At 43.6% G+C, this 23,341-nt stretch carries 19 protein-coding genes and 1 pseudogene; 11 read left to right on the top strand and 9 right to left on the bottom strand.

Annotation, left to right across the window (positions count from 1 at the left end; translation table 11 throughout):
• Positions 1–75: 75 nt before the first annotated feature.
• A pseudogene (locus tag VTAP4600_RS12000) lies at positions 76–369 on the top strand (thymidylate synthase); the annotation flags it as partial.
• Between the two features lie 170 nt (positions 370–539).
• Here the strand turns inward: VTAP4600_RS12000 and VTAP4600_RS11995 are convergent.
• On the bottom strand, positions 540–1,688 hold the full coding sequence (locus VTAP4600_RS11995) for a Na/Pi symporter (RefSeq protein ID WP_331813002.1): 1,149 nt from the start codon (positions 1,686–1,688) through the stop codon (positions 540–542).
• 401 nt (positions 1,689–2,089) lie between these two features.
• Here VTAP4600_RS11995 and nhaR point away from each other — a divergent pair, with 401 nt between their 5' ends.
• Both nhaR and VTAP4600_RS11985 read left to right on the top strand, forming a co-directional pair.
• Positions 2,090–2,980: a transcriptional activator NhaR gene (gene nhaR / locus VTAP4600_RS11990; protein ID WP_102523007.1), complete on the top strand. Its 891-nt coding sequence runs from the start codon at positions 2,090–2,092 to the stop codon at positions 2,978–2,980.
• Positions 2,981–3,107: 127 nt separating this feature from the next.
• Positions 3,108–3,410 carry an ArsR/SmtB family transcription factor gene (locus VTAP4600_RS11985; RefSeq protein WP_102523006.1) on the top strand — a complete coding sequence of 101 codons (303 nt, stop codon included), beginning with the start codon at positions 3,108–3,110 and terminating at the stop codon, positions 3,408–3,410.
• A gap of 126 nt (positions 3,411–3,536) precedes the next feature.
• On the opposite strand, the gene rpsT is transcribed toward VTAP4600_RS11985, so the two are convergent.
• Positions 3,537–3,797, bottom strand: coding sequence for a 30S ribosomal protein S20 (rpsT, locus tag VTAP4600_RS11980; protein WP_102523005.1), 261 nt, complete (start codon positions 3,795–3,797; stop codon positions 3,537–3,539).
• A gap of 257 nt (positions 3,798–4,054) precedes the next feature.
• Here rpsT and murJ point away from each other — a divergent pair, with 257 nt between their 5' ends.
• The 6 genes from murJ to ispH all read left to right on the top strand — a co-directional run bounded on the left by murJ (position 4,055) and on the right by ispH (position 11,614).
• Positions 4,055–5,617 (top strand): murein biosynthesis integral membrane protein MurJ, encoded by a 1,563-nt coding sequence (gene murJ, locus VTAP4600_RS11975; RefSeq protein WP_102523004.1) that lies wholly within the window; start codon positions 4,055–4,057, stop codon positions 5,615–5,617.
• Between the two features lie 91 nt (positions 5,618–5,708).
• Positions 5,709–6,644, top strand: a complete 936-nt coding sequence (ribF, locus tag VTAP4600_RS11970; RefSeq protein ID WP_102523003.1) for a bifunctional riboflavin kinase/FAD synthetase — start codon at positions 5,709–5,711, stop codon at positions 6,642–6,644.
• A 63-nt stretch (positions 6,645–6,707) separates the two neighbouring features.
• On the top strand, positions 6,708–9,548 hold the full coding sequence (gene ileS, locus VTAP4600_RS11965) for an isoleucine--tRNA ligase (protein ID WP_102523002.1): 2,841 nt from the start codon (positions 6,708–6,710) through the stop codon (positions 9,546–9,548).
• Positions 9,548–10,060, top strand: coding sequence for a signal peptidase II (gene lspA / locus VTAP4600_RS11960; protein ID WP_102523001.1), 513 nt, complete (start codon positions 9,548–9,550; stop codon positions 10,058–10,060). The genes ileS and lspA overlap by 1 nt, the downstream gene beginning before the upstream one ends.
• A 116-nt stretch (positions 10,061–10,176) precedes the next feature.
• Positions 10,177–10,608: an FKBP-type peptidyl-prolyl cis-trans isomerase gene (gene fkpB / locus VTAP4600_RS11955; protein ID WP_102523000.1), complete on the top strand. Its 432-nt coding sequence runs from the start codon at positions 10,177–10,179 to the stop codon at positions 10,606–10,608.
• Positions 10,609–10,669: 61 nt separating this feature from the next.
• The gene (gene ispH / locus VTAP4600_RS11950) at positions 10,670–11,614 is read left to right on the top strand and encodes a 4-hydroxy-3-methylbut-2-enyl diphosphate reductase (RefSeq protein ID WP_102522999.1); all 945 of its coding nucleotides are present in this window, start codon (positions 10,670–10,672) and stop codon (positions 11,612–11,614) included.
• A gap of 107 nt (positions 11,615–11,721) precedes the next feature.
• Here ispH and VTAP4600_RS11945 read toward each other — a convergent pair whose 3' ends face one another.
• Both VTAP4600_RS11945 and VTAP4600_RS11940 read right to left on the bottom strand, forming a co-directional pair.
• Positions 11,722–13,044, bottom strand: coding sequence for an IS4 family transposase (locus VTAP4600_RS11945; RefSeq protein ID WP_012397019.1), 1,323 nt, complete (start codon positions 13,042–13,044; stop codon positions 11,722–11,724).
• A 126-nt stretch (positions 13,045–13,170) separates the two neighbouring features.
• Positions 13,171–14,664: a carbon starvation CstA family protein gene (locus tag VTAP4600_RS11940; RefSeq protein WP_102522998.1), complete on the bottom strand. Its 1,494-nt coding sequence runs from the start codon at positions 14,662–14,664 to the stop codon at positions 13,171–13,173.
• A gap of 237 nt (positions 14,665–14,901) precedes the next feature.
• Here VTAP4600_RS11940 and VTAP4600_RS11935 point away from each other — a divergent pair, with 237 nt between their 5' ends.
• Positions 14,902–15,252: a DUF2799 domain-containing protein gene (locus VTAP4600_RS11935; protein ID WP_102522997.1), complete on the top strand. Its 351-nt coding sequence runs from the start codon at positions 14,902–14,904 to the stop codon at positions 15,250–15,252.
• Positions 15,253–15,354: 102 nt separating this feature from the next.
• Here VTAP4600_RS11935 and VTAP4600_RS11930 read toward each other — a convergent pair whose 3' ends face one another.
• The 3 genes from VTAP4600_RS11930 to VTAP4600_RS11920 form a co-directional block, all read right to left on the bottom strand.
• Positions 15,355–17,181, bottom strand: a complete 1,827-nt coding sequence (locus tag VTAP4600_RS11930; RefSeq protein WP_102522996.1) for a putative bifunctional diguanylate cyclase/phosphodiesterase — start codon at positions 17,179–17,181, stop codon at positions 15,355–15,357.
• A 279-nt stretch (positions 17,182–17,460) separates the two neighbouring features.
• Positions 17,461–18,390 (bottom strand): N-acetylmuramic acid 6-phosphate etherase, encoded by a 930-nt coding sequence (gene murQ / locus VTAP4600_RS11925; RefSeq protein ID WP_102522995.1) that lies wholly within the window; start codon positions 18,388–18,390, stop codon positions 17,461–17,463.
• Between the two features lie 80 nt (positions 18,391–18,470).
• Positions 18,471–19,592, bottom strand: a complete 1,122-nt coding sequence (locus VTAP4600_RS11920) for an anhydro-N-acetylmuramic acid kinase (RefSeq protein ID WP_102522994.1) — start codon at positions 19,590–19,592, stop codon at positions 18,471–18,473.
• Between the two features lie 101 nt (positions 19,593–19,693).
• Between VTAP4600_RS11920 and nagZ the strand changes: the two genes are divergently transcribed.
• On the top strand, positions 19,694–20,677 hold the full coding sequence (nagZ, locus tag VTAP4600_RS11915) for a beta-N-acetylhexosaminidase (protein ID WP_102522993.1): 984 nt from the start codon (positions 19,694–19,696) through the stop codon (positions 20,675–20,677).
• Positions 20,678–20,758: 81 nt separating this feature from the next.
• On the opposite strand, the gene btsR is transcribed toward nagZ, so the two are convergent.
• On the bottom strand, positions 20,759–21,481 hold the full coding sequence (gene btsR / locus VTAP4600_RS11910; protein WP_102522992.1) for a two-component system response regulator BtsR: 723 nt from the start codon (positions 21,479–21,481) through the stop codon (positions 20,759–20,761).
• A 7-nt stretch (positions 21,482–21,488) separates the two neighbouring features.
• The gene (locus tag VTAP4600_RS11905) at positions 21,489–23,159 is read right to left on the bottom strand and encodes a sensor histidine kinase (RefSeq protein ID WP_102522991.1); all 1,671 of its coding nucleotides are present in this window, start codon (positions 23,157–23,159) and stop codon (positions 21,489–21,491) included.
• Positions 23,160–23,341: the final 182 nt, after the last annotated feature.

Raw genomic sequence — 23,341 nt, 5'->3', positions numbered from 1 at the left:
GCATAGCTAGATATTGTATCTGTAAACTAATATTGATAGTGAATTGTGCAAATATTTTAGGGTTTAAAAATCTTTGGGCTGAATTTCAATATGGTTCAAGTGTATGTATTCCTAGCCATCATGGCGCAGATCACTGGCCATAAAGCTGGTGTTGCTTACCACAAAATCGTAAATGCCCACATTTATGAAGACCAGCTCGCACCAATGAAAGACATTCAGCTTACTCGTGAGCCATTACCAGGCGCCACTTTCCATATTAACCCTGAGATTAAATCTCTAGAAGATCTAGAAACCTGGGTCACCTTGGACGACTTCTGGGTGGAAGGCTACGAGTGTCACGAGGCAATTAAATACCCTTTCTCTGTGTAGGAAGTGAAGTTCTAAGTACTAAGCTCGAAACTCTAAGTAAAAGCAGAGTGCTGATACTAGGTTAAGATTGATAAGGTTTTAGTACTTAAATCAAAAGGCCCCAACACTGCAAAGTGTTGGGGCCTTTTCTATTTTACCGGTTGTAATCGAGCGCTTTTGGGGGCGATGAATTAAACGGTAAGAGCCAGAATCGTACCAGGCATCACAAGGAAGACCGCGATTAGGTAACCTGCAACCACTGATTTGTTCTTAACGGCCATATCAGAGATAAGGTCTGCGCCTTTGATTGGCAGTTCACGTAAGAACGGAATGCCGAAGATGAGCAATGTCGCTAGCAAGTTGAACGCTAAGTGTACCAATGCGATTTGCAATGCAAATACCGCGTACTCACCAGACACAGCCGTTGCAGCCAGTAATGCGGTGATACAAGTACCAATGTTTGCGCCTAGTGTGAACGGGTAAACATCACGAACTTTTAATACACCGTTGCCAACCAATGGAACCATCAAACTTGTTGTGGTTGAAGACGATTGAACTAGGATAGTCACGATGGAACCTGAAGCGATACCGTGTAATGGACCACGACCGATGGCATTCTTCAATATTTCACGAGCGCGGCCAACCATTAGGCTCTTCATCAGTTTACCCATAGCGGTAATAGCAACGAAGATAGTGGCAATACCAAGAACAATCATTGCGACACCACCAAACACACTACCGTATGCTGCTAGAGGCTCTTGAATTGCGCCGATAACAGGTTTAGTAATAGGTTTGATAAAGTTCATGCTTCCCATGCTCATATCGCCAGTCGCAAGCATTGGTGATACTAACCAATGGGAAATTTTTTCTAAAATACCAAACATCATTTCCAGTGGTAAGAAAATACAAACCGCTAGAAGGTTAAAGAAATCATGCACGGTTGCACTTGCAAATGCGCGTTTGAACTCTTCTTTACAGCGTACGTGACCAAGGCTAACAATTGTATTGGTTACCGTTGTACCAATGTTTGCCCCCATGATCATCGGGATGGCTGTTTCAACAGGAAGACCGCCGGCAACAAGGCCAACGATAATAGAAGTGACGGTGCTTGAAGATTGGATTAATGCGGTTGCTACTAGGCCGATCATTAGGCCTGCAACAGGGTGGGACGCAAATTCAAAAAGAGTTTTTGCATGTTCTCCTGTCGCTAATTTAAAACCGCTTCCTACCATAGATACAGCAAGTAATAGTAGGTAAAGCATGAACGCCAAGTTAGCCCAGCGTAACCAACGAGTAGTGCTCGAAATCGGTGCCGCTGCAGTAGTAGCTTGGTTCATCATAGTTTGCTCCGTTGACCTTTATTAAATAGGTTAGGTCGGTTAGTGAATCTGAAAGCGATACTAGAGATGAAATATTTCAGTTATATGACAATTTTATGTAAGAGGGGCTTTTTTTGCCGATTTTGCGATTTAAATAATCCGCTGACGACGGGGTGTTTTAAGTTATTGTTTTAACTGTGTTTTTTACTTCAATGAAACGATGTTTTTTATCGTCATAGTAAAATAAAACAGACATTTGGCCGGTGGATTATGGTTGTAACATGACGCTCTTGTCATCTTGTTAATAAAAAGCTCGGTAATACCGATGATAATTAAATAACGTTTCGGAAAATCCGAGCGTCTAGTTTATTGAAGCGATATTGATTATCATATAGTTCAACTTTATGTGAGCGAGTTTGAACATGTCCCACCTTAATTATAATCATCTCTATTACTTTTGGATGGTATGTAAGCAAGGCTCAGTATCTAAGGCTGCCGATGCTCTTTTTTTAACTCCTCAAACGGTAACCGGTCAGATTAAAGCCCTAGAAGAGCGAATGGATGGCAAACTGACAAAGCGAAACGGACGCAGCGTTGAGCCTACGGAGTTGGGTCAGTTAGTGTTTAAATATGCGGATAGAATGTTTGGTTTGAGCTATGAAATGCTCGATATTGTGAACTACAGCCAGCGGTCGAATATTTTATTTGAAGTCGGCGTTGCTGATGCGTTATCTAAGCGATTAGTTAGTAAAATCTTAATGACGACAGTTCCAGAAGATAATGGCATACATTTGCGATGCTTTGAGTCGACGCATGAATTGTTATTAGAGCAATTGTCTAAGCATAAGTTAGATATGATTATTTCTGATTGCCCAGTGGATTCTAGTCAAAGCCCGGGTTTGTACAGTAAGAAGCTAGGCGAATGCAGTATGAGCTTCTTTAGCTCTCGTGCGATCTGTAACACGGCATTTCCCGCATTATTAGAGCATCATAAGTTGCTGATCCCGGGAAGTCGGACCTCGATGGGAAGAAATGTACTTCAATGGTTTGATCGATTAGGCTTGCAACCCAATATTTTGGGTGAATTTGATGACGTTGCGCTAATGAAAGCCTTTGCTCGTTATCATCAAGATGCAATTTTTCTTGCTCCCAGCTTATATATGTCCGAAGTCGGAGAAGACACGTCGCTACACCTAATTCGTGAAGTAACGGATCTAAAAGAAGAGTATTATGTTATTTTTGCTGAGCGAATGATTCAACACCCCACAGTGAAGAATGTTTGTGATGCTGATTTCACTAGTTTATTCCAGTAATAACTAGGTAAAAAGTTTAGCTGATACGTTTTTGTATTGGTTGAAAAAGGGGTCTAGTCATGTATACAAAAAAAATAATAAGGCTAGATAAGTGGTAATTTTAAGTTTGGCCCATGGAGGCTGGTAAATGAACTTACAGGAAATGGAGCAGAATTCTGCTCAAGCTGTTGTGCTGTTAAAAGCTATGGCAAATGAAAGACGTTTGCAAATCTTGTGTTTGCTACATAATAATGAACTCTCCGTAGGAGAATTATGCAGTCAACTAGAACTGAGTCAATCTGCGCTATCGCAGCATTTAGCTTGGTTGCGACGTGATGAACTTGTTACAACACGAAAAGAAGCTCAGACGGTATACTACTCGTTAAACAGTCATGAAGTACAAGAAATGATTAAGTTGCTACACGGGTTATATTGTCAGAATGAAGCGTAGGTAACGCTTTTCTGTTATCGCAATAATGGGGATGTTGCGATAATAGAAGTCAAAAATGAAGATTTTCATATATTTCAGACATAAAAAAACCGACCTAGGTCGGTTTTTACTAATTCAAATTTCTAATTAAAGAGCTTTGATTGCCGCTGTGAAACGAGACTTGTGACGAGCAGCTTTATTCTTATGAATAAGGCCTTTAGTCGCCATGCGGTCTAGTAACGGTGTAACTGCAACTAGTGCAGCTGTAGCAGCTTCTTTATCACCAGCTTCGATAGCTGTGATAGTTTTCTTCATGTAAGTGCGCATCATAGAACGACGGCTAGCGTTGTGCTGGCGACGTTTCTCAGCTTGGATAGCGCGCTTCTTAGCAGATTTACTGTTTGCCAAGGGTCTAACTCCCAAAAACTTAGTTCGGTGACAATTTAAGGGCGAGGAATATCCCTCATTTACGCTTAAATGTCAACTGATTTGTGCAAAAACCCACCTAGGCCAAACAAACTTTGGATTGGTAAGGTCATCGCGGTTAAGATGGCGTGGATTCTAACAGCATTTTGAAACCAATGCTAATTATTATGTACGCTGATTGACTTCTAAAGTTGGGTTTATTTTTGGTGTGCAGTTTTTCTGTTTTATAAGAGGTTGTTGTGAGTAAAAAACTGCTCAAGTCTGGATTGATAGTCAGTATGATGACATTGGTCTCTCGCGTATTAGGTTTGGTTCGTGATGTTGTTGTGGCGAACTTAATGGGAGCAGGGGCAAGCGCTGATGTGTTTTTCTTTGCCAACAAAATCCCTAACTTTCTTCGTCGCCTGTTTGCTGAAGGGGCTTTCTCCCAAGCTTTTGTTCCTGTTCTTACTGAATATCATGCCGCTCGAGATAAAGATAAGACTCGTGATTTGATCGCTAAAGTATCAGGCACGTTGGGTGTGCTTGTTACTTTAGTGACGATAGTGGGCGTGCTGGGCTCTGGTGTGGTTACAGCCCTATTTGGAGCCGGGTGGTTTATCGACTGGTTAAATGATGGACCGTCAGCACCAAAGTTTGAGCTCGCGAGCTTTATGCTCAAGATTACTTTTCCCTATTTGTGGTTTATTACCTTTGTTGCCTTATCTGGTGCGATCCTCAATACGCTTGGCAAGTTTGCCGTTTCTTCATTTACGCCAGTGTTCTTGAACGTCATGATCATTGGCTCGGCAGCGTTTATATCTCCTCAGTTAGCACAACCCGAAATTGGTCTCGCGATAGGTGTGTTCTTAGGTGGCTTCGTACAGTTTGTTTTTCAGTTGCCTTTTCTGATCAAAGAAGGGGTATTGGTAAAACCTAAATGGGGATGGCGCGATCCCGGTGTGGTGAAAATCCGTACTCTGATGATCCCAGCCTTATTTGGCGTTTCTGTCAGTCAAATAAATCTGTTGTTTGATACCTTCATTGCCAGTTTTTTAGAAACGGGGTCGATCAGTTGGCTTTATTACTCCGATAGATTGCTTGAATTTCCTCTTGGTTTGTTTGGTATCGCGATCGCGACGGTGATCTTACCTGCACTGTCACGAAAGCACGTAGATGCGCAAAGTAATGGCTTTTCAAACACCATGGATTGGGGGGTTCGCATGGTATTGCTATTGGGTATTCCTGCCATGGTCGGTTTGGTTGTGTTGGCTAAACCTATGTTGATGGTTTTGTTCATGCGAGGTGAATTCACCCCTGACCATGTAGAGCATGCTTCGTTGTCATTGATGGCGTATGCGTCTGGCTTACTCAACTTCATGCTAATTAAAGTATTGGCACCCGGCTATTACTCTCGCCAAGATACAAAAACGCCAGTACGTTATGGAATTATAGCGATGATCACCAATATGGTATTTAACGCCATTTTTGCTTCATTTTATGGTTACGTCGGTTTGGCCATTGCCACTGCATTGTCGGCCTTTGTGAACATGGCCTTGTTGTACAGAGGTTTGCACTTACAACAGGTTTATCGTGTTTCACGGCTAACCTTTGTGTTTGCTGTTAAGTTAATTACGGCGGCGGTAGCAATGGGAGCGACCATAATTTGGTTATTACCAGAAATGTCAGTTTGGTTGAATTGGACTTTTGCCAATCGAGCATTGTGGTTAACCGGTCTAATTGGTGCAGGGGCTGCGGTTTATTTAGCAGTCGTGCTGGCTTTAGGGATTCGCTTGAATCACCTGAAAGTCGCCGCTGATTAACCTAGCCTGTATTTTATGCGAGCATCAGTATATAATCCGTCGGTTTGACGCACTATTAATAATCACGAACTGAGTCATAGATAGAGTTTTCATGGAGCTAATTCGAGGCATACACAATATTCAACCTCGTCACAAAGGTTGTGTATTAACAATTGGTAATTTTGATGGTGTACATTTAGGCCATCAACAGGTGCTTAGACAAGTTTCTGACAAGGCTAACCAATTAGGGTTGCCGGCGGTTGTGATGACCTTTGAACCTCAGCCTATGGAGTTCTTTGTCGGTAATAAGGCTCCCGCGCGTTTAACACGCCTGCGGGACAAACTGACTCAGTTAGATAAACTCTCTATTGAGCGATTATTGTGTGTTAATTTTAATGCTAGCTTTGCTGATTTAACGGCGGAACGCTTTATTGGCGATTTGCTTGTTCGGCAGTTAGGAGTCAGATTCTTGGTTGTCGGTGATGATTTTTGCTTTGGTAAAGGTCGTCAGGGCAATTTTGAAATGCTTCAACAAGCTGGCATTAAGTACGGCTTTGAGGTGGTCAGTACACAAAGTTTTTGTGTGCAAGATATGCGTGTAAGTAGCACGGAAATCAGACAAGCCTTAGCCGGTAATGACTTGAAGCTAGCCAGCGAACTATTAGGTAGATCTTATAGTATCAGTGGTCGAGTTTCTCATGGTCGAAAACTGGGGCGTACTATTGGCTTCCCAACAGCAAATATACCGCTTAAACGCTGTGTATCACCAGTATCCGGTGTGTATGTGGTTCAAGCCAGTTTTGAGGATCGTGTTGCGGTTGGTGGCGTGGCGAATATTGGCCAACGTCCAACGGTAGAGGGTGTACGGCAGCAGCTTGAAGTTCACCTGTTCGATTTTCAACAAGACCTGTATGGCAAAGCCCTGCAAGTTTCTTTGCTGCATAAACTACGAGATGAACAAAAATTTGAATCTTTTGATGCTTTAAAAGCACAAATAGAATTGGATGCTGAGGCAGCGAGGGTGTGGCTGCGTCAGCTTAATGGTTAATCGGATGATTCCACCGATTAATATAATGTCTAACTTCGCCCAATATAACGGAATTAAGAATCGATGAGTGATTATAAAGATACCCTGAACTTACCTGAAACAGGGTTCCCAATGCGCGGAAATCTGGCCAATCGTGAGCCAGAAATGCTTAAGCGTTGGTACAAAGAAGACCTTTACGGTGAAATTCGTAAAGCTAAGAAAGGCAAAAAATCTTTCGTTTTGCACGATGGCCCTCCATATGCCAACGGTGATATTCACATTGGTCACGCACTGAACAAGATTCTTAAAGACATTATTATTAAATCAAAAACACTTTCTGGTTTTGATGCACCGTACATCCCAGGTTGGGACTGTCACGGCCTACCAATTGAGTTGATGGTTGAGAAAAAGAAAGGCAAGCCGGGTCAAAAAATCTCTGCGAGCGAATTCCGTGAAGAGTGCCGTAAATACGCAGCAAACCAAGTTGAAGGCCAAAAAGAGAGCTTTAAGCGTCTTGGCATCATGGGCGAGTGGGACAAACCTTACCGCACTATGGATTTTGGTACTGAAGCAAACATTATTCGCGCACTAGGTAAAATTGCTGATCAAGGCCACTTACTTAAAGGCTTTAAGCCTGTTCACTGGTGTACGGATTGTGGTAGTGCACTGGCTGAAGCTGAAGTGGAATATCAAGATAAAGTATCTCCTTCAATTGATGTTCGCTTTCTTGCTGCCGATGAAGCGGCAACATTAAGCAAATTCAGTACTCCTGAAGGCCATCAAGGTGAAGGGGATGTTGCTGTTGTTATCTGGACAACAACGCCTTGGACACTTCCTGCAAACCGTGCGGTAGCACTGCATGCTGACCTAGAATATGTGCTTGTACAAGTTGAAGCACACGGTGAGCAAAAAGCGCAACGTTTAATCCTAGCGTCAGAGCTGGCGAAATCTGTGATGGATCGTGCCGGTATTGAACATTTCCACAACTTAGGTTTTGCCAAAGGTTCAGATTTAGAGCTGCTTCAATTTAATCACCCATTCTACGATTTTACGGTTCCTGCCATTCTTGGTGAGCACGTAACAACGGATTCTGGTACAGGCGTAGTGCATACTGCTCCAGGCCATGGTCAAGAGGATTTCGTGGTTGGTAAGCAATACGATCTTGAAGTCGCAAACCCAGTTGGCTCTAACGGCGTTTACCTGCCAGATACCGAGCTATTTGCCGGTCAGCACGTATTTAAAGCGAACGATTCCGTACTTGAAGTGCTTAAAGAAAAAGGCGCTCTTTTACATCATCACGCTTATGAGCACAGCTACCCACATTGCTGGAGACACAAAACACCGATCATTTTCCGTGCGACTCCACAGTGGTTCATTTCTATGGATCAAGCTGGCCTGCGTGCTAAAGCGCTAGAGTCAATCAAAAGTGTTGAGTGGATGCCAGAATGGGGTCAAAGCCGCATCGAAGGCATGATTGAAGGTCGCCCTGAGTGGTGTATCTCTCGTCAGCGTACTTGGGGTGTACCAATTGCTTTATTCGTACACAAAGAAACATCAGAATTGCACCCAGACAGCCCTGCACTCATTGAAAAAGTCGCGAAGTTGGTTGAAGAAAAAGGCATTCAAGCCTGGTGGGATCTTGATGCTGCTGATTTGATGGGCGCTGAAGACGCAGAAAAATACGAAAAAGTACTCGATACTCTGGACGTATGGTTTGATTCAGGCGTCACCCACTACTCAGTTGTTGATACGCGTGAAGAATACGCAGGCAACAGCGCAGATCTTTACCTTGAAGGTTCAGATCAACACCGTGGCTGGTTCCAGTCGTCGTTAATTTCATCTATTGCGATGAAAGACGAAGCACCTTACAAACAAGTGCTTACTCACGGTTTCGTTGTTGACGGAAACGGCCGCAAGATGTCTAAATCTATCGGTAACGTCGTGGCACCTAAAGATGTAACGAATAAGCTTGGTGCTGACATTCTGCGTTTGTGGGTGGCTTCTACTGACTATACTGGCGAAGTTGCGGTTTCTGATGAAATCCTAAAACGCAGTGCCGATGCTTACCGTCGTATCCGTAACACCGCTCGTTTCTTCTTAGCGAACTTGAACGGTTTCAATCCAGAAACAGATCTTGTTCCTGCGGAAGAAATGGTGGCATTGGATCGCTGGGCTGTAGGCCGTGCATTTGCTGCTCAAGAAGAAATTGTTAAAGCGTATGGCGAGTACAATACTCATGCCGTAACACAACGTTTGATGCAGTTCTGTTCAATTGAAATGGGCTCTTTCTACTTAGATGTCATTAAAGACCGTCAGTACACAGCTAAGCAGGGCGGTCACGCTCAACGCAGCTGTCAATCGGCGCTTTACTACATTGTAGAAGCGCTTGTTCGCTGGATGGCACCAATTATGTCGTTCACAGCGGATGAAATCTGGAATGAAATGCCAGGTGCACGTGATAAATTTGTCTTCACTGGCGAATGGTATCAAGGTTTGGTCGAGCTTTCTGAAGCTGAAGAACTAAACACAGAGTTTTGGGCACAAATCCAAGCTGTTCGTGGTTCAGTGAATAAGTTACTAGAAGATGCTCGTAAAGAAAAAACCATTGGTGGTTCTTTGCAAGCTGAAGTGACGCTTTATGCCGACGACGCATTGGCTGCTAACATCAATAAGCTTGAAGATGAGCTGCGTTTTGTTCTATTGACATCGCAAGCGGTTCTTAAGCCGTTGTCAGAGAAGTCTGATGCAGCGCAAGCCACAGACGTTGAAGGTCTATTCGTAGAAGTAGCGGCAACCGAAGCTGAAAAATGCGATCGTTGCTGGCACTACACGGCGGACGTTGGTCAAACAGAAGGTCACGAGAAAATTTGTGGTCGCTGTGTGTCTAACGTTGCAGGCGAAGGCGAAGAGCGTAAGTTTGCCTAATGAGTAATGAACAAGCACTGTCTATCAAGCAATCGGGCGTTCGCTGGCTTTGGCTAGCGGTCGTGATGTTCATTGCTGACATCGCCATTAAGTTGGTGGTGATGGATAACATGGTGTATGGCTGGAATGGCAGAATAGAAATTTTGCCATTCTTTAACCTACTCTATGTCCATAACTATGGTGCTGCGTTTAGCTTTTTAAGCGATCAAGCCGGTTGGCAGCGTTGGCTGTTTACTGGCATTGCTTTCGGTGTCTGCGGCATGCTTACCTATTGGATGAGCAAGCTGCCAGCGAAGGAAAAGTGGAACAACATTGCGTATGCACTCATTATTGGTGGTGCGATGGGCAATGTGTTTGATCGTGTCGTGCATGGCTTTGTTGTGGATTACCTTGATGTCTTTTGGGGTAATTACCACTGGCCTGCATTTAATTTAGCAGACTCAGCTATTTGCATTGGTGCGGCGATGATCATACTCGACGGTTTCCGAAAAAAAGAAAGCGACGAAAAGTAATTGCTCTCAGAATGTGAATAACCCTAAGCGCTGTCCGTTGATTCGGAGAGCGCTTTTTAATATAACAGGGGATTGGGTCATTGTGGCCGCCCTGTAGCACTGAAAGGAACTCAACTGTGACAACAATAAAACAAGATAGCGCAGTAACGCTTCACTTCACTATCAAATTAGAAGATGGCTCTGTAGCCGATAGTACCCACAGTATGGGTAAACCAGCCAAGCTGATGGTGGGTGATGGTAGTCTAAGTGAAAACTTTGAACGTTGCTTACTAGGCTTACAAGTTGGCGATAACAAATCGATCGAATTAACGGCTGATGATGCGTTTGGCCAGCCGAACCCTGACAATGTTCATTATATGGAACGCAGTAAATTCGCGGGTCAGGAAAACCTAGAAGTTGGCGTTATCATGGCATTTAGTGGCCGAGATGGCGCTGAAATTCCAGGTATCATTACCGACATCAGTGGTGAGTCTATTACCGTTGATTTTAACCACCCTTTGTCTGGGCAAGATGTGACTTTTGAAGTTGAAATTTTGTCTGTAGAATAAATTACAAAAACAAGCAGTGGTGACACTGGTTGTTAATAACACACTCGCTATGAGCAATTAAATGAAAATACTGTTAGCTAACCCTCGTGGATTTTGTGCTGGTGTTGATAGAGCAATCAGCATTGTTGAGCGCGCACTTGAAATGTACAAACCGCCAATTTATGTGCGTCATGAAGTGGTGCACAACCGTTTTGTGGTTGAAGGCTTAAAGCAACGTGGCGCTGTGTTTGTTGAAGAATTGTCAGAAGTACCCGATGACAATATCGTAATATTTTCGGCTCACGGTGTATCACAAGCCGTAAGAATAGAAGCGAAACAGCGTCAGTTAACGGTATTTGATGCCACCTGTCCGTTGGTGACGAAAGTTCATATGGAAGTGGCTCGTGCGAGCCGAAAGAATATGGAGGTGGTGCTGATTGGTCACGCTGGTCACCCTGAAGTTGAAGGAACCATGGGCCAATACGCCAGTGATACTGGTGGCATGTACCTCGTTGAAACGAGCGATGATGTAGAGAAGCTCGATGTGAAAGATCCATCGAATTTCCATTACGTGAGTCAAACGACATTATCGGTTGATGAAACGGCTGATGTGATCACCAAGCTGCGTGAAGTATTCCCTGAAATTCAAGGGCCACGTAAAGACGATATTTGCTACGCGACGCAAAACCGCCAAGATGCCGTTCGTGCGATGGCAAAAGAAGTCGACGTGATGATTGTTGTCGGCTCCACCAACTCGTCCAATTCAACTCGTTTGAAAGAGTTGGCTGAAAAGCTAGGAACAGAAGGTTACTTGCTTGACTGCCCAGAGGCGATTGAAGCTAAATGGTTTGAAGGCAAAAGCCTTATCGGTGTAACGGCGGGGGCATCTGCTCCGGAAGAGTTGGTTAATCAGATCTTGGATCGAATTCAAGAGCTGGGTGCAACCGGCGTTGAAGAGCTGCAAGGGCGAGAAGAAAACATGTTTTTTGAAGTTCCGAAAGAGCTTCAAATTAAACAAATTGATTGATCGAATTATGTTGGGAATGGAGAGTTAGCTTGATTAGTATGGCAACTTTCTTCTTATAAAAAGTATTCGATGTAAAAAAGGCTCCTAATCAGGATAATGCCACTCGCTTAAGAGCGAGTGGCATGTTTATTGGGGTATCGGGCTGGCTTTTTTAAAACCGCTCTGGGGTATGGTTTCCTTTTCCGTTTCTTGGGGAGAATAAGCCGCTTCCCATTGTCCCTGAGAGCTTTTAAGTTTTTTGGTATCGCTCCTGGACTTCGAGTGTCGCTCGCCCAAATCATCTCATCCATAATCAAAAATAAGGCATTAATGAAGCTGATCCGTAGAGGCTCAACTTCATGTTGTTTAGCCATCTCAGCCATTTCCAGCCTCACGATGTTATAGCTGGTTAATATTCCCCATAGCTCCTGATATATTCCGACTTTTTTCTTACTTCGTAATGTTGGTTTGTTTTGTAACTGATACTGCTTTAGTTCGCCGTAACTGCGTTCGATTTCCCAACGCTCCCAATACACTTTAACTAAGTCATCAAACAGATAGCGCTCAGGGCATAAGCACGAAGTAATGAAGCCTTTGATTTCACCTTTAGGGGTTGGAATTAGAATAAGGCGTGCTTGCCATCTCTTGCCAAGATAGGGAGTCTGCTTTTGAGCTTGTGGTGAAACAGGCATCTCAATGAGATGATCATAATCAGTATAACTCTCGATTATGTCATAGCGCATTTTGGTTTTGATTGGTGTTAACCAGTGGCTGTTACTGCTAGCACCCTGCCAGCTGGTAAATAACTCCGCAGAAGTGAACCCTCTATCAAAAAGTGTTAATGAGTCATCTGGTGCTGACCCCACAAGTTGTTGGGCATATGATATTTCACTGTTTGTTACTGGTCCAAAAGCAGCATCGGACACAAGGTGGCTACGTGTAGACATTAATGTTACTGCCAACACGCTTGGAAATGATGCACCTTTTTGAGCAAACCCAAAATGCTGATTTTCTTCGGTATTGTGAGTTTTGAAATACGTTCCATCGACACTAAGAAGCTTTAAGCCACAAACTTCGTCAAAGTCTGATTGTTGCTCCCACTGTTGGGCTGTAGTTTTAAATAAGTAACGCATAGGTTTATCGCCGAGGCGTTCTTTCCCCTTGATAATACTGCTTGTTGCCATAGGTGTGAGTTCACCATCTACATCAGGGAATGCTAACTCCAACTTGTCGCAGACATCTTGAATGGAGCGATTACGTTGGAGCCCAATCCCTAATACTAACCAAACAGCTTGCTCTGCGGGGAGGCGTCGCTTTCTGAGCGATACTCGTCCAGTTTGTTGAACAGCTTCTTCAACCCATTCCCAAGGAATGTGTTTATTAAACACATCGATTGGACGTTCGTGGCAAAACTCTGCGGTAACCTGTAACTCTTTTGAAAACTCAGACATAAAAAATCGGCCGTAACTTACGTTACGACCGATTATGAGGCCTCTGGAGGATCGTTCAAGTAGCTAAACGATCGGCATTATCCTAATCAGGAGCCTTTTTTTTAGCGTTGGAATGAGAGTGATGCGTTATGATTGAGTGGATTCAACCGCAGGTTTTGATGGTTCATCATCATCTTTTAGCTCAGTATCGCCTTTGCCTTTAGAAATCTTAATCACATAAGCGGTAATGGAAAGTGAACCAATAATGCCGACAATCGTTGATATTTGCATTGGTAGGCCAAAACCAAGAGTGCTGTTGTTTAAGATGAAAGTGATAACAACGGTTGTCATGAAAATGGCTGGAACAGTCGCTACCCAGTGCAATTTGTTATAGCGAAGCAAGTAAGCAGAAGCAGTCCAAAGCATCATTACCGCAGTTGTTTGGTTAGCAAAGCCAAAGTAGCGCCAGATAATACCAAAATCAACTTGAGTTAAAATGCCGCCAATAACGAACAACGGAAGCGCCATCAGTAGGCGGTTACGCAGTGACTTTTGCTCCATGTTGAAGTACTCAGCCAGGATCAAACGGCTAGAGCGGAATGCAGTATCACCTGAAGTGATTGGTAAGATAACCACACCTAGGAAAGCAAGCACGCCACCAAATACACCAAGAAGACCAAATGAGGCGCTGTACACAACATTGCCTGGGCCGCCATTTGCTACCGCATCAGCTAGAGACTCAACAGAACCAAAGAATGATAACGCTAGAGCACACCAAATCAATGCGATAATACCTTCACCAATCATTGCTCCGTAGAACACAAAGCGGCCATTCTTTTCATTCTCGATACAACGAGCCATTAGTGGAGATTGTGTTGCGTGGAAGCCAGAGATAGCGCCACAAGCAATAGTGATGAATAGTGCAGGCCACAATGGAAGATCGTTAGGGTTCATGTTGTTAAACATGTCGCTGATTTCAAAGCCACCCATGATGGTGTGCTCGTCAGAGAAGCCAATCGCGGTGATAAGACCAACAGACATGAAGATTAAGAGTGCGCCAAACAATGGGTAGAATCGACCGATAATTTTGTCGACGGGAACAATGGTTGCGATGACATAGTAGGCAAAGATGATACCAACCATGGTTGTCATGCTCATGGTGAAATCAGTTTGGTCATTGACTAAGTTTGTGATCATGCCTGCAGGGGCTGATACAAAAACCACACCAACGAGCAGCAATAGGACAATGGCAAAGATGTTCATAAAGTGTTTGGCGCCTTTGCCTAAATAACGACCCGTAATCGTTGGAACTGATGCTCCGCCATTACGAATTGATAGCATACCCGAAAAGTAATCATGTACTGCACCAGCAAAGATACAACCGATTACAATCCATAGCATTGCGGCTGGGCCGTACAATGCACCCATAATAGGGCCAAAAATTGGACCAACACCTGCGATGTTGAGCAGTTGAACTAAGTACACTTTTTTGTTGGACATGGGTACGAAATCGACACCATCTTGCTTGGTATAAGCAGGGGTCTGGCGGTTTTCGTTAATGCCAAATATCTTCTCGATAAAAGCACCGTAGATAAAATATCCACCCAGTAACGCGGCAACACAAAATAGAAACCACAACATTGTTCACTTCCTATGTATAAATGAAATTCTCAGCATTGATAATAATTCAGCTTCCAGGCAACCGCATTCGGATTGACCGTTAGTGGTAGAATGGAGAAATAAGCGGTAAGGAAGCTGATTAAGTGGTTTCGTGAGTTTAGGCGATGGACGTCTCGGTCAGTTTGGTTGCATATCTTTGTGTATTTTGAAGCTATACCGACTACACTTAACAAGTGGTTGATTTAGTTAGGACAAATAATGAAAAAAATAATCATAATTCTTGGTGTATGCGGGTTAGTTGCAGGGTGTGTAAGTAGTGAGGCTGATCTGGCAAAATCGGGAGATTGGTATGAAATTGGCTATTCCGACGGTATTAAAGGTCGAACACAACGTTCCTATCAAATGCTTAGTGATCTCGGGCAAGTGCAACTTTCAGATTACGATGAAGGGTATTTAGCCGGTGTCGATTTGTATTGCGACCCTGATCATGCTTTTCAAATTGGGGTCTCGGGTACTTACTATGAAGGTGTGTGTGAAGGGCGAGAAGATGCTCAGAAATTTCGTATGGAATGGCAAAGAGGTTGGTCGCATGGAAAAGGCACCCAATAACGTTCCATTTTATGATTATCGAAGAAGCTGACTTTTTCAGGGAGCATTTGTTCGTAACAGGTTAGCGGTTAATTCGTTGCTGTTAGAGTTTGTTGGGCTCCCTCATTTATTTATTAATGGTTTCGTGGTCTCGGTTTTATGTGGTAGTGGAGCTTCTTGTGTTGAGAATAGGATCTCTAGAGCTTCAGGTGCTACTGGTTTCGAATATAAATAACCCTGGTACTTATCACATCCTTCACTGGCTAGCAAAGAGCACTGCATGTCGGTTTCTACCCCTTCCGCAGTTACGATTAAGTTCAGGTTATGTCCCAATTGAATAATCGTTCTAATTAACATGTGAGCCTTTGGGTCTTCAATGCAGTCATCGACAAAAGATTTATCAATTTTAAGGACGTCGATTGGCAGGCGTCTTAAGTAATTTAAACAAGAGTAGTCAACACCAAAATCATCAATAGCAATTCTGATCCCGAGTGTTCTTAGTTTCTGACAAGTTTCTACAATTTGGGTGTAAGAATTCATGATCGCTGTTTCGGTTATTTCTATTTGTAGCAGCTTTCCGGGAAACCCAGTTCTAAACAGAGCATCTTTAATGGTTGAAAAAAGATCGCAGTTAGAGAACTGTACCGTCGACACGTTTACTGATATTGAAATTGCCATATCGCGGTCAAGCCAGTACTTACCTTGCTCACACGCTTGGTTTATCACCCATTCTCCAATGGTAACAATTTTTTGGCTTCCTTCCGAAATAGGGATGAATTCGGCAGGGCTAATAAACCCTAGAGTGGGATGGTTCCAGCGAATTAATGCTTCAACGTCGGTGAATTGTCCCTTATCGAGTTTCACTTTAGGCTGATACACCAAACTGAATTGATGTTTTTCCAAGGCACTTTCAAGTTCTTTTTCAATCAAGTATCGGCGAGCTTTTCGCTCTAGCATTTTCTGATCAAACCACGCGTAACAACCTCCGCCTTGCTTTTTGGCTGAAGATATCGCTAATTCAGCGTTTCTGCACCACATGTCGACTTGGTTTTCAGAGTCTTGAAAATGCGTAATACCAATACTAGAGGTGAGGGTGTGTGTTCTATTTAGTATGCTGGCACTTTGTTTCGTGATTTCTAATATTGACTCGGCGAGTGAGGTTGCTTCACTCTTTTGGTCGGTTTGAGCAAAGAGAATCAGAGAAAATAGATCGCCACCCGTTCGATATAACTTGATGTTGTTATTGGTTAGCGTATCTAACTTTTTACAGAGGTTTTTGAGTAACTGGTCACCAATATTTTGACCAAATTGTTCATTTACACCTCTGAAATTATCGATATTGATTTGCAAGAGTACGTGCGGGCTAGTGGGGTGATCTAACAACTTTATTTTGGTCAAGTGTAAGTAGAAGGCTTTTCGATTGCCCACTTGAGTCAGAAAGTCAGTTTCACTTTCCAGTTTAAAATGTGCTGATTTAATGTTTGCTTGGCGTTGGAAGTAGACCATAACGGTAGCAAAGGAGGTGATCAAAATAAGTTCAATAGCATCTTCAATAAACTCACCAAACTCACTTGGTTCTAAATCCAGTAGGTAAGAAGAAATGAGTAAAACACAAACTAGTATTGGCCAAATGGTTGCAGGATAGAGCACCAGATAGAGCAGGGGGACGAGAATGAAAGCTTCTTCTACATTGTCGATTGAGAGCGGTTCAAGTAGGCTGCCAATAAAAAAGAGAGCGAGAGAGGCAAGCCCTGCAATATTTTTGTATCTTTCTTGTTTTGCATGAAACGCGAGAAGCATCAATACAGGGTAAGCTAAATAACAAGTGCTGCCCATTTGATGTTGTTGAAATAATGTATAGCCAACAATTGCTGTACCAACATAATAAAAAATGAATATTAACATTGAAACGGTCAGAAAACGCTGACGAATTTTGCGAACCAATGGCATGCATGTCCTCTCGGTTTTGGGCTGTTTTTTTCAGGTTTTCATGCCTATTTGGTGATGCTCGGTCAGTGTGAAAATGTCATTGTGTAGAAGTTTGAATAGGCTGCTCAATACACATCTCTACCAATGTTTTGTGTAAGTATAGGCATTATGTTATCGGAATGTATAAAGCTAGCAGAAAAAGTGGCAATAAAGTGTGAGAAAATAAGCAAAAGCTGGATTAGCTATACGCAATGTAAGAGAGATACTCCCTTACATTACGAAGTTGCGTGTTGGGTGAGGTTATGTGCTTGTATCTAGAGCATTAACGGCCTGACGCAAAAAGCCTTGCTGATGGTCGAGTTGATGTTTTGCTGTGTTGACATCGACTCCTGTGAGCAGCATTAAGATAGCGACTTTGGCGTCGTAATCAGATTGAATGAGCGCAGCTTCTGCTTCTGTTTTATCACAATCGGTCGCTTGCATGACAATCCGTACCGCACGGGCGACCAGCTTTTTGTTGGTGGCTTTAACATCGACCATTAAGTTCTGATAGCTCTTACCTAAGCGGATCATACTGGCTGTTGTGAGCATATTGAGAATAAGCTTTTGCGCAGTGCCTGATTTTAATCGAGTCGATCCGGTTAGTGCCTCAGGTCCAACAACAGGGCTAATGGCAATATTGGCAATGTCAGCAATCGGAGAGGCGGGGTTACAAGAGACCGCTACGGTTTTTGCACCGAGGCGATTGGCGTAATTTAGCCCGCCAATAACATAAGGTGTCCGGCCGCTCGCGGCAATACCTACAACGACATCTTTTGCCGTTAGATTGATTGAGATGAGTTCTTCTTGCCCTAAGCTCTCTGAGTCTTCAGCCCCTTCCTTTGCTTTAAACATCGCGTCCTTTCCGCCAGCAATGAGGCCTATTACCATTTGGTCATGGACACCGAAGGTTGGTGGGCATTCGGAAGCATCTAATACCCCCAATCGACCGCTGGTTCCTGCCCCAAAATAGATTAATCGACCACCTTCAGAAAAGGCACTTGTGATGGCATCTACGGCTTGAGCGATTTGTGGCAGCACTTGTTTTACTGCAAGCGGTACTTGTTTGTCTTGTTGATTAATTTTCTCTACGATTTCAAGTGAAGAAAGTAAATCGATATCCATAGTTTCTGGATTTCGCCCTTCAGAAACTAAGTGAGAAAGCGCTGTAATCAATGCATCATTGGTCATGGTTGTATTTTCCTTAAACTGACGATGTTTATTTTTATATTGTTATGTAGTTTAGTGTGTTGTTTTATACTCAGCCGCTCCTAAGCAGGATAGATTACTCCCAGAGAAGCGAGTCGTGACGCCCCGGTGACTTCTGGTACATTACTTGGCAAGTTATGCTGCCTACGATAGGCCAGCCACGCAAATGCCATGGCTTCCATATAATCGCTGTCTACCCCTTTATTGCTCGTGATATCAACTAACCATTCTGGAAGCAATTGTTGTAAACGTTGCATCAGTAATGGATTGCATGCACCGCCTCCACAAACAAGGAGCTGAGGTTGCACCCCGCATGCGTATTTGCGTACTTCATTTGTAATGCTGACCGCAGTGAATTCAGTCAAAGTGGCTTGGACATCGCAGGAAGCTAATTCCTGTTGAGTAGAAAATCGTGCTAACTGAGCGTGCAACCACTCTAAGTTAAATAACTCGCGACCGGTGCTTTTAGGGGCTGAGAGTGACAAGTAGGATTCTTCGAGAAGTTGATTAATTAACGCGTTATTCACTTGTCCACTTAAGGCGAACTCGGCGTTATGGTCGTATTTCTTGCCTTGTTGAGCGTAAATCCACGCGTCCATTAACATGTTACCTGGGCCAGTATCATAGCCAATAACAGGTTTGTTTGGATGCAGTACTGAAATATTAGAGATCCCGCCAATATTGAGCACCACAACGCTGGCATCTTTGGCTTCAAATAAAGCACGATGAAATGCCGGTACTAGCGGCGCTCCTTGCCCTCCTAAGGCTAAGTCCTTACGGCGAAAATCCGCAATGGTTGTTATCTCGGTTTTTGCGGCAATGATATTGGCATCGCCTAACTGCATAGTGAATGGCGTAGAGCCTGTTGGCTGATGAAACAATGTTTGACCATGGTTACCAATCGCGACGACATCACTTGGTTTGGTATTGCTCTTTTGTAGCAGTGAGATAACCGCATCGGCAAATAAGTGTCCGAGTTGATGATCTAAGCGGCCAACCGTTTCTATGTTGGTTGACTGATTTAGGCACACAGAAAGTAACTGTTTTTTTAGCTTGCTGGGCATGGGAGTGAAGTGATGATCTAGTAGTATTACTTGATCATTTTTAATGCTAACCAGTGCACAATCGACACCATCCATACTTGTGCCAGACATTACTCCGATATAAAGCTCTGCGTCTTTCATTCATTCGTTCCTTAAAAAGCGATGCAAAACCATTGTAATGCAAAATTAAACCGAATAGTCTCGATAACTTAGCGAAATTTATACGATGCTTGGAGATAAAAATGGGACCGCTTTGGCTAGATGTAGAAGGTTGTGAGTTGGATGCAGAAGAAAGAGAGCTTCTGCAGCACCCAACCGTTGGTGGCGTCATTCTATTTGCGCGAAATTATCACGATAATAAGCAGCTATTGGCGTTAAACAAAGCGATCCGTAAAGCGGCGAATCGCCCAATTCTGATTGGCGTTGATCAAGAAGGTGGTCGAGTTCAGCGTTTCAAAGAGGGGTTTAGCCGAATTCCCGCCGCGCAAGATTTTGCTAAGCAAAAGAATGGTGTTGAGCTGGCAAGGCAAGCTGGTTGGCTCATGGCGGCAGAGTTAATTGCACATGATATCGATTTGAGCTTTGCCCCAGTGCTGGATCAGGGGCACGAATGTAAAGCCATTGGTAGCCGAGCATTTGGTGAAGACTTTGCGTCTATCGTTTCTTATAGTACCGCTTTTATGCAAGGCATGAAGCAAACCGGTATGGCGACAACAGGTAAGCATTTTCCTGGTCATGGCAACGTGGTTGCCGACTCTCACGTAGAAACCCCTATTGATCCTCGTGACAACGTGTTTGCCCAAGATATGGCGATATTCAAAGCTCAAATTGATGCTGGCGTGCTCGACGCAATGATGCCTGCTCATGTGATTTACCCTCACTATGATGATCAGCCTGCCAGCGGCAGTGACTTCTGGTTGAAGACGGTACTGCGCCAACAGCTTGGCTTTAAAGGCATCGTATTTTCTGATGACTTAGGTATGGAAGGGGCTAAAATCATGGGCAGCGCAGCGCAACGAGCTAAACAGTCACTGGACGCTGGTTGTGATATGGTCTTGATGTGTAATCATCGACCTTCCGCTATTGATGTCTTAGATAACCTTGAAATTACCCGCGTACTGCAAGCGGATTCTTTGTTGAAATCTCAGTCATTTAGTTTGGCGGATCTTAAGTTGAGTAATGAATGGAAGCTGGCGAGCGAAGCGATGAAGCCTCCGATTGATTAAGGAGTGCAGACAGGTTAGAGCCGCTGTGAGTGGCTCTAAAGTGTGGCAGTTCCAACCCCTTAATAGGCATAGTAAAACAGACTAGTGAAACCCCAATGTTTCTTTGAGGCTTTTTAAGTATCGTCGACTAACAGGAACCGGATGACCACTTACGGTGACGATTTCTGCTAATCCGTGTTCTAAGAGCTTTATTTCTCTAATACATTTAGTGTTCACTAAATACTGGCGATGACAGCGCAATAGCGGTGTTTTTTGTTCCAATACTTTTAAGGTCAGTTGGCTGGTGGCGGTTTGCTCTGCGGTTTTAATCTGGACGCCGCTGATATCTGTATAGGCGAATTCAACGTCAACAATTGGGATAATGACAATTCGGTTGTGTCCGATACACGGAACTTGGCTTAATGTGCTTGGCGTAATGGTGCTGATATCTGGTTGAGATTTTAGTTCGCAGGTTTTTGTTAAACGCGCGACGCTTTTTTTCAGCCGATTAGGCTCTATAGGTTTTAGCAGATAATCAAAAGCATTGTCTTCAAAGGCTTGCAAGGCATACTGGTCGTAAGCCGTTACAAAAACCACATTCGGCATGGTGTCGGGGTCGAGCATCGCAAGCAGTTCTATCCCTGATATTTGTGGCATGTGAATATCCAAAAAAACCACATCGGGCTTTAGCGCATTGATTTTCTTTAATCCTTCAATCGCATTACTTGCCTGATCAATCACATCAATTTGCTTGGTCTCATTGAGAAGATCTATCAGCTCTTCTCGAGCAAACAATTCGTCATCTATGACGATGGCAGTTAGCATAATAGCCTCATGTAGTTGTTGGGATAACAAAGCTCATCCTAGTATAGCAATCGGATTTGCAATCGATCTTCAGAGCCGAATTTTTACCCAGCAAGTGCGTAAGCCTTTTATCGACGATATCGAGCCCTAATCCTTGGTGGTCTTCTGGCGGAGCAGTATAACTGCCTGCATTGTCTTCGACTATGATGCGCACCCCTTTTTCTAGCGGTTGGCTGTAAATGTGAACTTGGCCGCCCTCTAGGAGGTGAGAGACACCGTGCTTAATGGCATTTTCGACCAAAGGCTGCAATGTGAAGCTGGGAATAGTGTATTCCAGCAGCTGTTCCTCGATGTCTATTTTTACGTCGAGCCGATCGCTAAAGCGCGCCTTTTCAATGGTTAAATAGGAATTAACGTGTGCTAATTCCTCTTTAAGCCGAACCGTTTCTATGTTCTGTTTTAAATTACTGCGAAAGAACTGTGATAGGTGCTGAATGAGCTGGCGAGCCTTATCGGGATCTCGGCGGATGACTGCGCTGATTGTATTTAGAGCATTAAATAAAAAGTGCGGGTTAACTTGAGCATGCAGTAATTTAAGCTCAGCTTGAGTGAGTAAGGTTTGTTGTTGTTGGTAATCGCCATAGAGTATTTGGCTAGATAGCAGCTCAGCGATCCCTTCTGCCATCGACATATTAATGGTTGAAAAGAGTTTTTTCTTTGGCTCATACAGCTTGATTGTACCGACCACTTCACTACCTGCACGAAGAGGAATGATAAGCGCTGAGCCCAATTTACAATCTTGAGAAAGAGAGCATTGGTACGGAGTCTCGGTACCATCAAGGTAAATAATGTCGTTTTTCTCAATTGAGTCTAGCGTGCATTGAGATGAGATGGGGGTATTGGGTTTGTGGTGGTCATCACCTATGCCAACAAATGCGAGGATTTTTTCTCTGTCGGTAATAGAGACGGCTCCAACATTGGTTTCCTCATAAACGATTCGCGCGATCTTCTCTGCATTGGTTGTATTAAAGCCATCACTTAATACCCCAACAGTACGTTCCGCAATCGTCAGAGCCCGCCGTGAAAACGTGGCAGAGTATTTCTCGAAGATGGTTTTTCTATCCTGAATGATGCTCATGAATAGCATTGCACCGACAGAGTTCGCAATGATCATTGGCGCCGCAATATCAGAGACCAGTTCATATGCTTGGTCGAACGGTTTGGCGACCAGTAAAATAATCAGCATTTGAACGATTTCTGCAAACAAGGTGATGGAGAAAACAATCATCGGATTAAAGAGCTGATCTCGTTTATCTTTTCGTAGATAGTAGCTATGTAACAGGCCACCAATTAGCCCTTCGGCTGTAGTGGAAATCGCGCAAGCAATGTCTGTAAACCCACCGAGACTATATCGATGCAATCCTCCAGTAAGTCCCACTGCAAATCCGACGAAAGGCCCGCCAAACAATCCCCCCATAACGGCACCAATCGCACGAGTATTGGCAATGGCATCATTGATCTGCAAACCAAAGTAGGTACCCATAATGCAAAATAGAGAAAACACCACATAGCACCCTAGGCGATGGCTTGGTCTGGTTGATATATTCAGCAGTGGCAAAAAGAGCGGTGTCTTGCTAAGCATGTATGCGAGCATAAGGTAGACACACATTTGCTGCAGCAGTGAAAGAATGAGATCCATATACACACGTAGTCGAGGTTGGTTTATCTCATTTTAAGGGACTTTTCTCTAAAATAGGGTGATAGTGACAATAAATATTAAGTGTAAATTTAAATTTACACTAATGTTTTTTAAATTTACACTTGAAAAGTGCCTATATGCTGTTATTTTATCATCTATAGAGATTGATAAGCCCATTAAAA

The sequence above is a fragment of the Vibrio tapetis subsp. tapetis genome (assembly GCF_900233005.1).
Taxonomy (GTDB): Bacteria; Pseudomonadota; Gammaproteobacteria; order Enterobacterales; family Vibrionaceae; genus Vibrio; species Vibrio tapetis.
The sequence above is the reverse complement of the archived record's forward strand: the minus strand, read 5'-3'. Positions and strand labels throughout refer to the sequence as shown.

What these genes read in the sequence shown, in the direction of transcription:
- VTAP4600_RS11995 (WP_331813002.1), bottom strand. Translation starts at nt 1,688, where the DNA reads ATGATGAACCAAGCTACTACTGCAGCGGCACCGATTTCGAGCACTACT.
- nhaR (WP_102523007.1), top strand. Translation starts at nt 2,090, where the DNA reads ATGTCCCACCTTAATTATAATCATCTCTATTACTTTTGGATGGTATGT.
- VTAP4600_RS11985 (WP_102523006.1), top strand. Translation starts at nt 3,108, where the DNA reads ATGAACTTACAGGAAATGGAGCAGAATTCTGCTCAAGCTGTTGTGCTG.
- ribF (WP_102523003.1), top strand. Translation starts at nt 5,709, where the DNA reads ATGGAGCTAATTCGAGGCATACACAATATTCAACCTCGTCACAAAGGT.
- ileS (WP_102523002.1), top strand. Translation starts at nt 6,708, where the DNA reads ATGAGTGATTATAAAGATACCCTGAACTTACCTGAAACAGGGTTCCCA.
- lspA (WP_102523001.1), top strand. Translation starts at nt 9,548, where the DNA reads ATGAGTAATGAACAAGCACTGTCTATCAAGCAATCGGGCGTTCGCTGG.
- ispH (WP_102522999.1), top strand. Translation starts at nt 10,670, where the DNA reads ATGAAAATACTGTTAGCTAACCCTCGTGGATTTTGTGCTGGTGTTGAT.
- VTAP4600_RS11945 (WP_012397019.1), bottom strand. Translation starts at nt 13,044, where the DNA reads ATGTCTGAGTTTTCAAAAGAGTTACAGGTTACCGCAGAGTTTTGCCAC.
- VTAP4600_RS11940 (WP_102522998.1), bottom strand. Translation starts at nt 14,664, where the DNA reads ATGTTGTGGTTTCTATTTTGTGTTGCCGCGTTACTGGGTGGATATTTT.
- VTAP4600_RS11935 (WP_102522997.1), top strand. Translation starts at nt 14,902, where the DNA reads ATGAAAAAAATAATCATAATTCTTGGTGTATGCGGGTTAGTTGCAGGG.
- VTAP4600_RS11930 (WP_102522996.1), bottom strand. Translation starts at nt 17,181, where the DNA reads ATGCCATTGGTTCGCAAAATTCGTCAGCGTTTTCTGACCGTTTCAATG.
- murQ (WP_102522995.1), bottom strand. Translation starts at nt 18,390, where the DNA reads ATGACCAATGATGCATTGATTACAGCGCTTTCTCACTTAGTTTCTGAA.
- VTAP4600_RS11920 (WP_102522994.1), bottom strand. Translation starts at nt 19,592, where the DNA reads ATGAAAGACGCAGAGCTTTATATCGGAGTAATGTCTGGCACAAGTATG.
- nagZ (WP_102522993.1), top strand. Translation starts at nt 19,694, where the DNA reads ATGGGACCGCTTTGGCTAGATGTAGAAGGTTGTGAGTTGGATGCAGAA.
- btsR (WP_102522992.1), bottom strand. Translation starts at nt 21,481, where the DNA reads ATGCTAACTGCCATCGTCATAGATGACGAATTGTTTGCTCGAGAAGAG.
- VTAP4600_RS11905 (WP_102522991.1), bottom strand. Translation starts at nt 23,159, where the DNA reads ATGGATCTCATTCTTTCACTGCTGCAGCAAATGTGTGTCTACCTTATG.